The organism is Rathayibacter sp. VKM Ac-2804, from assembly GCF_009866655.1.
Lineage (GTDB): Bacteria > Actinomycetota > Actinomycetes > Actinomycetales > Microbacteriaceae > Rathayibacter.
Window position 1 is genome coordinate 1,322,064 of sequence record NZ_CP047420.1, and the last position, 13,228, is coordinate 1,335,291.

Here is a 13,228-nt window from a genome sequence, read left to right on the forward strand (position 1 = left end):
GACCAGGGCGGCCGCTGTGGAGCGGCCGCCCGCTCCGGCGCCGGGGACTCCACCGGTGCCGCCGGCCCGCCCGCTGGTCCGATCGGGGAAGGGGCGCCGGATCACCCGGGTGCCCGCGGTGGTCTGGCTCTTCCTGCTCGTCCCGCTCGCGGTCGAGCTGGCCTGGGTCTTCTGGCCCGCGATCAACTCCTTCTACCTCTCGCTCACCCGGTGGAACGGGATCGGCGAGCCGGAGTTCATCGGCCTCGACAACTTCGTCGACCTCGGCTCCGACCCGATCTTCGCGACCGCGCTGGTCAACAACGTCATCTGGGTGATCGGCTTCGGCGGTCTCTCCGTGGCGATCGGGCTGGCGCTCGCCGTGGCGCTGAACAAGCCGAGGCGCGGGGTCGGGATCTACCGCAGTGCGATCTACCTGCCGATGGTGTTCTCGCTCGCGGTGACCGGCCTGTTCTGGCGGGTGATCTACCAGCCGGACGGCGTGGTCAACAGCTTCCTCGGCGGGATCGGCCTGGGCGACCTCGAGCGGCAGTGGCTCGCGGATCCGACGCTCGCGCTCTACGCGGTGCTGGTCGCCGCGGTCTGGCGGCAGTGCGGCTACATCATGGTGCTCTACCTGGCCGGGCTGAAGGGCGTGGACCCGAGTCTCGAAGAGGCCGCCCAGGTCGACGGCGCCTCGCGGACGCAGCGCTTCTGGCGGATCGTGATGCCGCAGCTGAAGGGCGTGAACGGCGTCGTCTTCGCGGTCACCGTGATCGACTCGCTGCGCACCTTCGACATCGTCTGGGCGATGACCCGCGGCGGTCCGTACAACTCGACGCAGCTGCTCTCGACCTACATGTTCCAGGAGAGCTTCACCGTGCTGAACCTCGGCTACGGCTCGGCGATCGCGGTCGTCATCTTCCTGCTCGCGATCGTCTTCATCATCAGCTACCTCGTGCGCGCCACGAAGGAGGAGGACTGACATGGCCGTCATCGCTCCGGTCGCGCCCGGTCTCGCCGCGCCGACCCTCCCGCGCCGCCGGGTGAAGGGCTCGTGGATCTTCCACGCGATCATGGCGCCGGTCGCGCTGCTCTGGGTGCTGCCGATGCTGTTCGTGCTCTTCGTGGCCGTCCGCAGCTTCGACGACATCACCGGCAACGGGCTCGGCGCCCTGCCGGCGAGCTTCAGCCTCGACGGCTTCGTCACGGTGTTCACGGCCGGGCTGGTCGGCGAGGCGCTGGTGAACAGCCTGATCGTCACGGTCTTCACCGTGTTCCTCTCGCTGCTGCTCGCCTCGTGGGCGGCGTTCGCGCTCAGCCGCTTCCACATCCCGTTCCGCCGGGGGATCCTGCTGCTGATGCTGGCGGGCAACCTGCTGCCGCCGCAGATCCTGCTGATCCCGGTCTCGCGGATCACCGAGAGCCTCGGCATCTACGACACGCTCTTCGCGCTGATCGTGGTGCAGGTCGGCTTCGGGCTGGGCTTCTACACCTTCGTGCTGCACGGCTTCATGCGGTCGATCCCGGCCGAGATCTTCGAGGCCGCGCAGGTCGACGGCGCGGGAGTGCTCCGCACCTACTGGCGGATCCTGCTGCCGCTGTGCCGGCCGTCGCTCGCGGCGCTCGGGGCTCTGGCGACGACCTGGATCTGGAACGACCTGATCTGGGCGGTCACCGTGCTGCGGACGGAGACGAACTTCCCGATCACGGCGGCGCTGCTCAACATCCAGGGCGGCTACGTGAGCCAGTGGAACGTGGTCGCCTCGGGGGCCGTGGTGGCGGCGATCCCGACCGCGATCGTGTTCTTCGCGTTCCAGAAGCAGTTCGTCTCGGGGCTGATGGTGGGCTCGAGCAAGTAGGGGGACGCGCGAGGAGAGGGCCGGCTGTTCGCAGCCGGCCCTCCTTCGTGTGCGCGGTGCGCGCTGCCCCGCTCAGTCGCGGTGGAAGAGCAGCAGCGCGGGCAGGCTCGTGGCGAAGTAGTCGGTGGAGCCGTCGTCGAGCGTCGCCTGCGGGGCGTCGTAGCGGGGACGCGCCTCGCCCAGCGAGGCCGGGGGAGTCGCCGTGCCGAGACCGAGTGCCGCCCGCGCCGCGTCCCAGGCCGCGAGGGTGCAGCCCTCGCCGCCCTCCCAGGGCTGGAAGCGGCGCGATTCCAGGAGCGAGAGCGCCTCCTGCGCGCGCCCCGCCTCGATCAGCAGGCCCGCGTACTCGACGGTCAGGTCGTCGCGGGCGAGTAGGAGCTCGCGCTCGCTCTCGAGGCGGGCGAGGCGGTCGGCGGCCGAGTGGCCGAGGCGCGCGGCGAGCTGGTCGAGCTCGTAGAGCAGGCGGGCGTCGCGCGGGGCGAGCTCGCGGGCGCGGAGGTAGTGCGTCCAGGCCGCGTCGTCGTCCGCCTCGTCGTTGTAGGCGGCGAGGCCCGCGTTGCGGTGGGTCACGGCGTCGCCGTCGCCGTCCGCGATCGCGCGGCGCCAGTGCTCGGCGGCCTCGGCACGGCGGCCGGCGTCGTAGAGGAGCATGCCGAGCAGCGACCGCGCGGTGCTGTCGGCGGGGTCCGCGGCGACCGCGGCCGTCAGCGCGTCGTGCGCGTCGAGGCCGGCGGGGAAGGCGCGGGTGAGGTCGAGCGCGCGGGTGTCGACGGGCTCGCCGAGCCGGGCCAGGAGGTAGGCGGCGGTCGGCGCGGCGTTGCCCGCTCCGGCGGCACCGCCGTCACCGTGCGCCACGGCGCGGAGCAGCCGGCGGGCCTCGCCGGTCTCGCCGAACGAGGCGAGGTCGAGTGCGACGTCGATGCTCTCGTGCGCGTCGGCGGGGTCGGTGCCGGTCAGCGTGCGGGCGAGCTGGTCGAGCGGATCCAGGCGCAGGGTCTCGTGCAGGATCCGCTCGGCGTCGACGGTGCGGCCGAGCGCGCGCAGGCAGACCGCCTGCAGGGCGCGGGCGCGGAGGTCGTCGGTGTCGAGGCGGAGCGAGGTGGCGAGATCCTCCAGGGCCGCTGCGCGGTCGCCGGCGGCGGCGGACAGCCGGGCGCTCTCGAAGAGCGCGGCGTGCGCCCACTTGCCGTCCCAGGCGGCCTTGCCGAACGCCGCGGCGGCCTCGGTCGTGCGGCCGAGGCGGCGCAGGATCAGGCCGCGCAGGTAGAAGGCCTCGGTGTCGGCCGGGTTGCCGTTGCGGGCGGTGAGCCGCCGGATCGCGGCGTCGGCGTGCACGAGCGCGTCCGCGTACTCGCCACGGCGGTAGGCGTGGTCGGCGAGGGCGAGGTGGACCCGGGCGTCGCCGGGATCGCGGCGGAGCGCCTCCCGCCAGTAGGGCAGCGGCGAGCGGGTCGGGTGCCGGTACTGCGCGAGGTGCACGCCGACGAGGTACAGCTCGTCGACCGACGCGGTCTCGGCGGGCGGGAGCGGCTCGGTCGCGACCTCGGGCTCGGTGTCGTCGAACTCCGTCGGCACCGTGTAGGCGAGGACGGTCGCACCCTGGGCGACGAGGGTGACGCCGAGTCCCTCCGGACCGACGCGAGCGGTCGGCAGATCGGCGAGCAGCGGCTGCCCGGGCTCGAGGTCGACGGTCCACTCGTGCAGGACGGTGCCGTCGGCCCGCAGCGTCACGGTCGCCCCCGGGAAACGACGCGTCGTCGCGACGCCGAGCCGGAGGCTCCCGGCCTCGACGTCGAGGTGCACGGCCACGTCGCGGGTCGCCTGGTGCGCCACTCCGATGCCGCTGATCGGGTACCAGTACTGCGAGAAGGTCTTGGTCTCGCCGGGCATCAGCCAGGAGAAGTCGGGCTGGTTGTCGGTGTAGACGCCGGCCATCAGCTCGACGTAGGGGCCGTCGGCGTCGGTGAGCTGCGCGTCCCAGGCGTGGCCGAACGGGGCGTCGCCCCAGGTCCACTGCTTCTTGCCGGGGGCGAAGCGGCGGTCTGCCCAGTGCACGAAGCCCGCGCCGGCGCGGTGGTCGTAGCCGCCGAAGAACGAGTCGTCGGTGCGGACGACCATGTACGAGGTGGGGACCGGGATGTTGCGGTACCAGTCGATGCTGTCGGCGGGCGGGCCGTCGGTGCTCTCGGCGGCGAGGGCCGGGTAGTCGACGCCGTAGTAGGGGCGGTCCGCCGCGGGGAAGGCCGTGATCGCGCGGCGGGCGTGATCGGCCACGTAGCGGACGTCGCGCGGGAAGAACGACTGGTAGTCGTCGTGCACCCGGGCCGCGACGTTCGCCCACCAGAGGAAGGTGTGCCGCTCGCTGGTGCGGTTGTGCAGGCGCACGTCGAGCTCGACGAGGCTGGACCCCGGGCGCAGGCGCACGCCGTGCAGGCCCTTCATCCGGCTGAACGGGTCGTGGTCGCTGCACCAGACGACGACCGAGCCGTCGTCGGCGCGCTCGAGGCTCCAGGCGGTGGGCAGGTAGGTGCCGGGGCGGTGGTGCTGCGGCCAGTTGAACTCGACGCCGCCGCTGATCCACGGGCCGGCCAGGCCGACGAGCGCCGGCTTGATGACGGTGTTGCGGTAGAAGAAGTCGTAGCCGGTGGTCTTGTCGTAGCCGGAGTAGATCCGGCCGCCGAGCTCGGGCAGGACGACGACCTGGACGAACTCGTTCTCGAGCACGACGACGCGCCACTCCTGGTCGACGGCGTCGGAGGCGATCCGGTCGATGAAGGGCAGCGGATACACCCGCCCGCTCGAGCCCTGGTAGACCCGGCGGTCGAGGAACATCGGCAGCTGCACCGGCTCCTCGGGGGTGTAGGTCGGGAGGGTGATCGTCGTCTCCCACACGGCCGCCGCGCCCCGCGCGAGGAGGTCGGCCGCCGCCGGCGGGGGCGCGATGAGCTGCGAGGCTTCTGCGATGACTGCCATGGGTCGAGGGTACGGAGCGCGGCGCGCGTGAAGGAATGGGCGATCTGCCGCGTCACCTGGACGATTCGCGGGCGGCCTCTCCCTCCGCCGACTGCTCCACCGGGTGTTCCGTGCGGCGGCCTGAACGAACCTGCTCAGTCGGAGTGGATGCCCCAGCGGAACTCGGCGCGCTCGCCCGGCTCCAGCCAGCGGAGCCCCTCGCCCGAGTTCAGGGCGTCGGGCGGGGCGGTCATCGGCTCGATCGCGATCGCGGGCGGGCGCCGGTCGCGGTCGATGTAGAGCTGCAGGGCGGTGAAGGACGCGTCGGCCCAGAGCGTGGTGCGGCCGTGGCCCGGAGCGCTGAGGTCGGCGCGGACCGTGCCGTCGGGGTCGCGGTCGAGGGCGGTGAAGCTCGCGTGCCAGGGCGCGTCCCGCTCGAGGACGCCGGCGCGGAGATCGAAGGGCGTGCCCGAGACGGGGCGGCGCTCACCGGTGGGGAGGTGGCGCTCGTCGAGGACGAGGCGCTCGCGGGCGGGGAAGCGGATCGTCGGCTCCTGCGCCTCACCGGCGCGGAGGTAGGGGTGGACGCCGAGTGCGACCGGGGCGCTACGGCCCGATTCGTTGACGAGGACGTGCCGGGCGTCGATCCCGGCGGGGCGCAGCCGGTAGCGGACGCTGGTGGCGAGCGCGAAGGGGTAGCCGGGCGGGGAGGCGAGGCGGGCGTGCAGGACGACGCTGTCGGCGGTGCGCTCGCCGACGCGGTAGCGGGTCGTGGCGAGGAGGCCGTGGTTGGCCGAGTGCGTCGCCGGGTCGGTGATCGCGAGCTGCTGGACGGCGCCGTCGAGGAGCCAGCGGCCGTCGCGGACCCGGTTCGGCCAGGGGGCGAGCACCGCGCCCGCGGCGCCGGGCGGCTGGTCGCCCGCGTAGGGCTCGACGAGGGCGCGGCCGCGCACCGCGAGGGTCCGGATGCTCGCGGCGACGGGGTTGATCGAGGCGCGGACGGAGCCGTCGGCGCTGACGAGCTCGATGTCGGGCATCAGACGGCTCCGTTCGGGAGCTCGACGATGAGCGCGGCAGGCATGCTCGCGAGTGTACGGGCGGCTCGCTCGGCGGGGTGGATCCCGGTGCTGAAGGCGCCGACGCCTTTCGAGGATTCGGTAGGAGCCTTCCGACCGGTGCGGTGCGGTGATCCTCTGTCGCGCGCACGATCTCGCGCCAGAACAGCGGCATCAATTGCCCGCATCAGCCGTCTTCGACTTCAATACGCGTATGGCGTTCACGACGGAAGTGGACCCTTCACAGATGGAGTCACCGACATGAAGAGATCGACGAAAGCACTGGCGACCGGCGGTCTCGTGGCCGCGCTGATAGTCGGAGCGACCGGCACCGCGTACGCCGGAACCAAGAACATCGCCTTCAACGAGACCCTTCCCCGCTTCCAGATCGCCGGGTGGACGAACAGCCAGACCAAAGAGGTGTCGAATCTCGCCGGCCATGTGAACGTCGGAACTGTCGGTGACGACTACTCCGTCGACGTCGAACTGTGTCAGAGCCTGCTTCTGGTCTGCAGTGAGAAGGTGCACGGTCTCCGCGATCGGGACGACACGGACCTGGCCAACAGCTTTCGAGCCGGCGCCGAAGTCAGGCTGCAACTGCGCGTCGGAAGCGGCAACGTCGTGCATGTCCAAGTTCAAGGAGCATGGCGCAGCAATTAGCGCCCGGCATCGTGAGAACTGCCGACTCGCCTCAACGACGTTCAGTTCGACGTGGAGCGGAAGGATTCGATCAGTGATTCCTCAGGGAGGGCGATCCGCTCGCGTTCTGGTCGGGCTGGTTCAGCGAGAGCTCGTCAGACGGCGTTGGCGCCTCACACTGTGCTTCGCGGGAAGCGTGGGGACGGCGGTCATCGTCCAGAGGATCTCCGCGAACGCGCGCTCGGTCTTCCGCGACGACGGTGATGTTCTGAGTTCACTGCTCGGCTCGCCGATAGGGATCGTCTTCCCCTTGCTCGTCACCCTGGTGGGCTCGCTGCCGTTCACGAGAGACGTCGCGAATCGCGGTGTCGTCAACGAACGTCCGCGACAGTCCTACTCGACCCTCGTCTCGAGCAAATTCATCGCTGCGGGGCTTCTCTCCTCGGTCGTCTTCTTCCTCTACGGTCTAGCGCTGACCCTCATCGCTTCGGTCGCGTGGCCCCTTCTCGGACATCCAGGGGTCAAGCCCTCCGTGTACTCGAACGTCACTCCGTTCCAGCAGCGGGAGACGTTCGCCGATCTCAGCGGTGGGAACGTCCTCGTGTTCGGGCTGCTGATGTCGCTCTGGTTCGCTTTCGCGGCGGCGGTCTACTCGGTGCTCACGTCGGCGAGTCTGGTCCTCGTCCCGAACAGGGCCGTCGCCCTGCTTCTGCCGTTCGCGTTCTATCTCGGGCTGACCGTCGTGCTGTCCGTGCTCCATGAACCGGCCTTGACGCCGATGTTCTCCGTCTTCCCCGCGGGTCTTGAGCAGTCCCCGTGGTTGATCGCGGCGTCCCCGACCCTCCTCACCGCTCTCCTGGCGGCCGCGCTCTGGGTGTTCGTCGTGCGGCGGCCGAGCGAGAGCAGGCACCTCCTGTGACGGGGCGGAGACTCACCGCGCTGGTCTTCCTCGGTCTCACCGGGGCGTACGCCCTCTACTCGCGCTTCTTCCAGGAGACGGCGACCGGCCGATCACCGGGGGTCTGGGACGTCCTCCTCGACGTCGCCGCCGATCCCTATTACCTCGGTCTCGTCGTCGTGCCCCTGTGGTCGGTGATGTCGGCGCTGCAGGTGACGCGGACCGGCTCGCCCGGAGCGCTGCTGCGCTACGGCTCGCTCCTGCGAGCGTGGGCCGGGACCCTCGTGATCCTGGCGAAGCTCTCCACGAAGGCGGCGGCGGGTGCCCTCGCCGTCTGCCTCGTCTGCAGCGCGGGTCTGCAGCCGACGGCGTTCGCCCGTCCCGAGAGCGTCGCCGCCGTCTTCCGAGAGCAGGGATTCGCTCCCGTCGCGGCTCTGGTCGCTCAGGTCGCTCTGCTGGGAGCGTCACTCTGCGCGGTGGCCGCTGTCGTGGTGTCCGTCCGGCTGCTCTCCGGCAGGGCCGCCGTCACCTGGGCAGCGGTCGGCGGCATCTTCCTCTGGGTCGTCCTCTCAGTGCTCGCTGTCGTGCCGCCGAGTGCGCCCCTCAGCGCCGCCGCCTTCCTCGACCTGGCGGTCGGCATGGAGAGGACGTCCCTGATCGGGACGGCGCTGAGGCCGCTGATCGTCCTCATCGGCGTCGGACTGGTGGTGCGGCTCGCCGCACGAGCCTCGAGCTGTGCGGACCGGGTCGCCGTCTCCGCTCTCCTGGCCGTCTCGACGCTGCTCGTCGTCTTCTCCTTCCTGCAGGCGTCCGCCGGCCGCGACCTGCTCGAGGTCGCAGGTCTCCTGGTGCCCAGTCCGCTCGGATCGATCGCGGAGTCGATGCAGTACCTGCTCGTCTTCCTCCCGTTCCTCCTGGTCGGCCTGATCGGCCGGGGGTCGCCGACACCTCAGCGCGAGCATCACGAGCTCATCAGATTCGGGAGTCGGGCCTCCCGGCTGCGACGCGAGGTCGTCCGGGGCTCGGTCGGCTCGTTCGCGGCGTGGACGGTCGCGGCTCTGCTCGTGCTCGCCGGCGTCCTCGGCGCGGCGCACGCGGTCGTCCCGCCCTCGCCGGAGTGGATCGCGGTGGCGGGTGCCGTCGCCGCGGGAGGAGTGTGCGCGGCCCTGTACGGCAGCGTCGGGGTTCTCCTGCGCTGCTCGATCGCGAGCGTCCCGTCGAGGTTCGTCGCGGTCTGCCTCGTCGCCGTCGCCGTCGTCCTGTCCCGCTCGATCTCCCCGGACAACCCCTTCCTCCTCGGCAGCCTCGCCGACGGCGGCCTCGGCGGTGATCGGGTCCTCCGGCGGATCGTTGTCCTCCTGGCGTCCCTGCTCGCCCCGCCGCTGCTCGGAAGCATCGGCTTCCTGGCCCTCACTGCACGAAGAAAGGTCGTGGTCTGGTGGACGTGATCACCCTCGCCGAGGTCGGCAAGAGCTTCGGCCGGAAGGAGATCCTGCGGGACGTGTCCCTCCGGATCGAGGACGGGCGGACCTACGGCCTCGTCGGGCCGAACGGCGCCGGCAAGTCGGTGCTGCTGCTCCTGATGTGCGGCCTGCTGCGACCCTCGGGCGGCACCGTGACGATCGATCCGGCCTACCTCTCCCGGGGTCGGGACTACCCCGATCGATTCGGCGTCTCGATCAACGGCCCGGGCTACCTGGCCGGCAGGAGCGCTCGCCAGAACCTCGCCGACCTGGCCTCGATCCGGAAGCAGGTGGGCGAGGACCGCATCGACGAGGTCCTCGAGCAGGTCGGTCTCTCGCCGACATCGCCGCTGAAGGCCCGGAACTTCTCGCTGGGCATGCTGCAGAAGCTCTCGCTCGCGCAGGCGCTGCTCGAGCACCCCGCTGTCCTCCTCCTCGACGAGCCGTTCAACGCCCTCGACGCGGAATCGGTCGAGCGCCTGCGGGAGATCCTCGTCGCGGAGAAGGCGAAGGGGACGACCATCGTGTTCACCAGTCACCGCGACAGCGACATCGAGATGCTCAGCGACGAGGTGCTGAGGGTCGAGGGCGGCCGGGTGACGGACGGGTGACGACCGTCTGATCGTCGGGCGGCTCGGTGGGCGACGTCCTCTTGGTCTCGGGCGGCCGGATCCGGGCGGCTAGGACCGCAGGATCGCCTCGAGCTCGGCGACGACGAGGTCGGGTCGGGAGAGGAAGGGGTGGTGGCCGGTCGGCAGGTCGATCGAGCGGGTGGCGCGCTCGGCGTGGACGCGCTGGAGGCCGACCGAGGTGCTGCCGTCCTCGGTGCAGACCAGGTACGTGGACTCGACGCCCTGCCAGCCGGCGACGGAGGTCGGGGTGGTGAAGGCGGCGATCGACTGAGTCGTGACGCGCTCCCAGGCGGCCCGCTGGGTCGTCTCGTCGGCGTCCTGAAGGAAGCGGCGGCCGAACGAGGCGGCGTCGTAGCCGGCGACGCCGAGCGTGCCGTCGTCGCCGGGCGCGATCGAGACGGGGTCCGTCTCCCCGGCCATGATGCCGCCCTGGGCCGAGCCGATGTCCGGGAGGTAGGAGGAGATGTAGACGAGGCGGGCGACGGCGGCGTGCGCTCCGGCCTCGGCGATCACCGTGCCGCCGTAGGAGTGGCCGACGACGATCGCCTCGTCGTCCTCGATGTCGTCGAGCGCGGCGCGCAGGGCGGCGGCGTCCTCGACCAGCCCGGCGCCGGCGCGGTCCGCCGCCGACTCGCCGCAGGAGGGCAGGGCGACGGCGCGGCTCGCGACACCGGTGCGCTCGAGGAGCAGCTCGGCGGTGCGGTGCCACCACCAGTCGCCGTCGCGGACCAGGGCGCCGTGCACGAAGAGCAGTTCCATGGCAGGAGTCTGCCTCCGATCGCCCGCCGTCGCCTCCCCGGAGGACCCGAGTCCGCTGACAGCGGAGCGCGGGGGCGACCCCTGGTCGGAGCGGGCGCTCTCGGCGTCCGGAGGGCGTTCCACCGGGCTTCGCTCAGGAGGGCCCGCCACTATCGAACCTGTTACCCGACGGAAGGTCCCCTGTGAGCACTCTCAAGCGCATCCTCAGCATGGCGTCGAAGGCGCTCGACTCCAAGAGCTCGTCGAGCTCCTCCTCGCGCCCCGCGACCGGTGGCGGCACGGACTGGCGCGACATGGTCCGCTCGGCCGCGAACGCGGTGACGGGCGACTCCCGATCCGCGTCCTCGAGCACGGCCGCGCCCAGCGCTCCCGCCTCGCGGACGCCCGGCCCCGCCCCCGCCTACGGCTCGCCGCACCCCTCGGCCCGTCCGCAGGACGCCCGACCGGCGGCCGCCATCGCGCCGGAGGACCGCGCGGCGATCGCCCGCTACGACTATCTGCTCCGCACCGCCGACCCCGAGCAGCTGGAGCAGGTGCACCGCGACGCGTTCGCCAAGCTGACCCCGGCCCAGCGCGCTCAGGTCGAAGGGCGCCTGCGCGACGAGCTGCCCGCGAACGAGCAGCCGCGCTCCTCCGCGCCCGACGATCTCGCCCGCGCGGCGACCAGAGGCGAGGCGCACAACCCCGGCTTCCTCAAGAAGATGTTCTCCAAGCCCGGGACCAAGGGTGCGCTGGCCGGTGCCGGAGTGGGCGCCGTCGCCGGCGTCGGCCTCGGTGCCGCGGGCGGACTGCTCGCGGCGGTCGCGGGCGGCGCGGTGCTCAGCGGAGTGGCCGGTCCGCTGCTCGCACAGGCGGCCGGGATGGGCGTGGACTTCGAGAACCTGGCCGGCGGGCTGGGCGAGTTCGGCGACCTCGGCGAGTTCGGCGACATCACCGGCGGCGTGGGCGAGTTCGTCTCCGGTGCCGGCGAGCACGTGTCGGGGCTCGGCGAGCAGGTGTCGGAGTTCGGCTCGAACTTCGAGATGCCCGACCTCGGCGGACTCGGGAACCTCTTCGACCGCTGAGTCAGCGGGCGCGGCGCCGCACGAGGAGTGCGAGCGCCGTGCCCACCACTCCCAGCAGCGCGAGTGCGGCGCCGGTGATCGCGACGGCGGTGGTCGACCAGTCCGGCGCGGAGTCGACGACGGTGCCGTCGAGCAGCTCCCAGCGGCAGGTGCCGCCGAGCGGCCACCAGGACCAGGAGCCGGCGACGAGCGAGCCCTCCTCGGCGGGCACGCGGCCGACGCTGGCGAGGCAGACGTCGTCGAAGCCCTGCGCGGCGAGGGTCGAGTACTGCAGCGCCACCAGGCCGAGGAGTGCCAGACCGACGACGAGTGCGGTCAGCGCGGCGATCAGCGCCACGCGGCGCGGGGTGAGGAAGCGGCGTCTCGCGGGGGCGGGGATCGGCGCGCTCATCCGTCGATGGTGTCACGCGGCGGCTGGGAGGCGGGTACGTCGTGCAGGTGGCTGTTCGTTCTGCAGGCGATCACGAGGCGAGAGCGCGTTCCGCCGCGTGGAGGTTTCCGGAACGCTCGGATCACCTGCAGATCGAACCGGTGGTGGTCGGGCGGAGGTGGTCGAGTGGGGCTCAGAGCCGGTGGCCCGCGAGCCGCAGGGCGACCGTGAGCAGCAGTGCCGTCGCCGCCAGGCCGACGGCGAGCAGGAAGATCCGCGGGTCGTAGCCGGTGACCGCGAGCGGGAGCAGGGCGCCGAGGACCGTGCCGATCTGCACGACGGCCATGTAGGCGCTCGCCCCGGCGCCGGGTCCGCCGCCGCTGGTCCGCTCGAGCAGGAGCAGGCCGATGCTCTGGTAGCCGGCGGCCGCGACCGCGTAGAGGGCCTGCGAGACGAGCAGCGCCGGATAGGACTGCGTGCTCGAGAGGATCGAGAACGCCAGGACCCCGGCGAGTGCGACGACGGCGAGCGTGAGCACGCTGCCGCGGGCGCTGCTGAGCCGGCTCAGTGCGGGCAGCGCCGCGAGCTCGAGGACCGCGGAGGCGAGGAGCACCGGCGCGACGAGCGCGGCGGGGACACCGGAGGAGACGGCGAAGAGCGGCAGGTAGATCGCCCGGAGCGTGTCGACCGACTTCAGCAGCGCGACCAGCGCCAGCGCAGCGAGGAAGACGAGGGCGAGGCGCGGGCGGGTGGAGCCGTCGCTGCGCGGCCCGTCCGGCGCCGCGAGGCGGGTCGACCGGCAGCCGGTCGCGCAGACCGCGGTCACCACGGCGGCGGCGACGGCGGCGAGCAGCGGATCGAGCCCGGCCTGCGCGAGCAGCGCGTAGAGGACGAGCCCGAGGATGTAGCCCGAGATCAGGACCGCGCGCATCCGGGCGATCGACGCCTCCTGAGTGTCGCCACCCCGCGCGGCGACGCGGCCGAAGAGCTGGGGGACGAGTGTGCTGACGAACAGCATCAGCGCCCCGCCCAGGTAGAGCACGACGACGTGGCCGCCGCTGGCGCGCACGAGGAGCAGCCCCACCGGGACGGCGAGCGAGGTGGCGACCAGGGCGGCCCTCGGGTAGCCGGCCCGGCGGATCCGGGGCACGAGGAGGGTGTTGTACGCGATCGCGATCGCGGCGTTCACGACGAAGAAGACCGCGATCTGCACCTTGGCGAGTCCCGCGGCATCGAGCGCGACGGGCACGCCGACGGCCGTGATGCCGCCGAACACCGCGTTGCTGAGCAGCGCGCCGGCGACCGGCCGGGGGAGGCGGATCGCGAGGGCCGTCGTCGTGCGGTCGTCGCTGGTCACTCGCACTCCTCCGGACGCGCCGGATCCCCTCGACGCGGCAGCAGCATCGGGTCTGCAGGCGTGATCGGGGATCCTCCGGTCGGCGGATGCCGACCCTCGGCTCGGGAGGAGACGCTAGCCGCGACCGCGCCCTGCTCGGAGGCCGCTGGCGCGCGGTACGCGGTCACCGCGGGACTCGAGGTGCACCGCCGCGGCGCC

Annotated in this window: 12 protein-coding genes; 7 read left to right on the forward strand and 5 right to left on the reverse strand. The window is 72.2% G+C overall.

Annotated elements, in window-relative coordinates; translation table 11 throughout:
- Nucleotides 1–109: 109 nt before the first annotated feature.
- Both GTU73_RS06225 and GTU73_RS06230 read left to right on the forward strand, forming a co-directional pair.
- Nucleotides 110–964, forward strand: coding sequence for a sugar ABC transporter permease (locus tag GTU73_RS06225; protein ID WP_160087854.1), 855 nt, complete (start codon nt 110–112; stop codon nt 962–964).
- 1 nt (nt 965) lies between these two features.
- A complete protein-coding gene (locus tag GTU73_RS06230; RefSeq protein ID WP_173250506.1) occupies nt 966–1,841 on the forward strand; it encodes a carbohydrate ABC transporter permease in 876 nt (291 codons plus the stop codon).
- 72 nt (nt 1,842–1,913) lie between these two features.
- On the opposite strand, the gene GTU73_RS06235 is transcribed toward GTU73_RS06230, so the two are convergent.
- Both GTU73_RS06235 and GTU73_RS06240 read right to left on the reverse strand, forming a co-directional pair.
- Nucleotides 1,914–4,814: a DUF5107 domain-containing protein gene (locus GTU73_RS06235; protein ID WP_160087856.1), complete on the reverse strand. Its 2,901-nt coding sequence runs from the start codon at nt 4,812–4,814 to the stop codon at nt 1,914–1,916.
- A gap of 134 nt (nt 4,815–4,948) precedes the next feature.
- On the reverse strand, nt 4,949–5,830 hold the full coding sequence (locus GTU73_RS06240) for a galactose mutarotase (protein WP_160087858.1): 882 nt from the start codon (nt 5,828–5,830) through the stop codon (nt 4,949–4,951).
- A 279-nt stretch (nt 5,831–6,109) separates the two neighbouring features.
- On the opposite strand from GTU73_RS06240, the gene GTU73_RS06245 reads away from it, so the two are divergent.
- The 4 genes from GTU73_RS06245 to GTU73_RS06260 are packed head-to-tail and all read left to right on the forward strand — an operon-like array spanning nt 6,110 to nt 9,459.
- Nucleotides 6,110–6,508 (forward strand): hypothetical protein, encoded by a 399-nt coding sequence (locus GTU73_RS06245; protein ID WP_160087860.1) that lies wholly within the window; start codon nt 6,110–6,112, stop codon nt 6,506–6,508.
- Nucleotides 6,474–7,406, forward strand: coding sequence for a hypothetical protein (locus GTU73_RS06250; protein WP_160087862.1), 933 nt, complete (start codon nt 6,474–6,476; stop codon nt 7,404–7,406). The genes GTU73_RS06245 and GTU73_RS06250 overlap by 35 nt, the downstream gene beginning before the upstream one ends.
- Nucleotides 7,403–8,833, forward strand: a complete 1,431-nt coding sequence (locus GTU73_RS06255; RefSeq protein ID WP_160087863.1) for a hypothetical protein — start codon at nt 7,403–7,405, stop codon at nt 8,831–8,833. Before GTU73_RS06250 ends, GTU73_RS06255 begins: the two co-directional genes overlap by 4 nt.
- Nucleotides 8,824–9,459, forward strand: a complete 636-nt coding sequence (locus GTU73_RS06260; protein WP_160087865.1) for an ATP-binding cassette domain-containing protein — start codon at nt 8,824–8,826, stop codon at nt 9,457–9,459. The genes GTU73_RS06255 and GTU73_RS06260 overlap by 10 nt, the downstream gene beginning before the upstream one ends.
- A gap of 69 nt (nt 9,460–9,528) precedes the next feature.
- Here GTU73_RS06260 and GTU73_RS06265 read toward each other — a convergent pair whose 3' ends face one another.
- Nucleotides 9,529–10,239: an alpha/beta hydrolase gene (locus tag GTU73_RS06265; RefSeq protein WP_160087883.1), complete on the reverse strand. Its 711-nt coding sequence runs from the start codon at nt 10,237–10,239 to the stop codon at nt 9,529–9,531.
- Nucleotides 10,240–10,421: 182 nt separating this feature from the next.
- Between GTU73_RS06265 and GTU73_RS06270 the strand changes: the two genes are divergently transcribed.
- Nucleotides 10,422–11,303: a cation-transporting ATPase gene (locus GTU73_RS06270; protein WP_160087885.1), complete on the forward strand. Its 882-nt coding sequence runs from the start codon at nt 10,422–10,424 to the stop codon at nt 11,301–11,303.
- Between the two features lies 1 nt (nt 11,304).
- Here GTU73_RS06270 and GTU73_RS06275 read toward each other — a convergent pair whose 3' ends face one another.
- Together GTU73_RS06275 and GTU73_RS06280 are read right to left on the reverse strand one after the other, a co-directional pair.
- Nucleotides 11,305–11,694: a hypothetical protein gene (locus GTU73_RS06275; protein ID WP_160087887.1), complete on the reverse strand. Its 390-nt coding sequence runs from the start codon at nt 11,692–11,694 to the stop codon at nt 11,305–11,307.
- Between the two features lie 172 nt (nt 11,695–11,866).
- Nucleotides 11,867–13,030 (reverse strand): hypothetical protein, encoded by a 1,164-nt coding sequence (locus tag GTU73_RS06280; RefSeq protein WP_160087889.1) that lies wholly within the window; start codon nt 13,028–13,030, stop codon nt 11,867–11,869.
- Nucleotides 13,031–13,228 lie beyond the last annotated feature (198 nt).

What these genes read in the sequence shown, in the direction of transcription:
- GTU73_RS06265 (WP_160087883.1), bottom strand. Translation starts at nt 10,239, where the DNA reads ATGGAACTGCTCTTCGTGCACGGCGCCCTGGTCCGCGACGGCGACTGG.
- GTU73_RS06275 (WP_160087887.1), bottom strand. Translation starts at nt 11,694, where the DNA reads ATGAGCGCGCCGATCCCCGCCCCCGCGAGACGCCGCTTCCTCACCCCG.
- GTU73_RS06235 (WP_160087856.1), bottom strand. Translation starts at nt 4,814, where the DNA reads ATGGCAGTCATCGCAGAAGCCTCGCAGCTCATCGCGCCCCCGCCGGCG.
- GTU73_RS06230 (WP_173250506.1), top strand. Translation starts at nt 966, where the DNA reads ATGGCCGTCATCGCTCCGGTCGCGCCCGGTCTCGCCGCGCCGACCCTC.
- GTU73_RS06250 (WP_160087862.1), top strand. Translation starts at nt 6,474, where the DNA reads ATGTCCAAGTTCAAGGAGCATGGCGCAGCAATTAGCGCCCGGCATCGT.
- GTU73_RS06245 (WP_160087860.1), top strand. Translation starts at nt 6,110, where the DNA reads ATGAAGAGATCGACGAAAGCACTGGCGACCGGCGGTCTCGTGGCCGCG.
- GTU73_RS06240 (WP_160087858.1), bottom strand. Translation starts at nt 5,830, where the DNA reads ATGCCCGACATCGAGCTCGTCAGCGCCGACGGCTCCGTCCGCGCCTCG.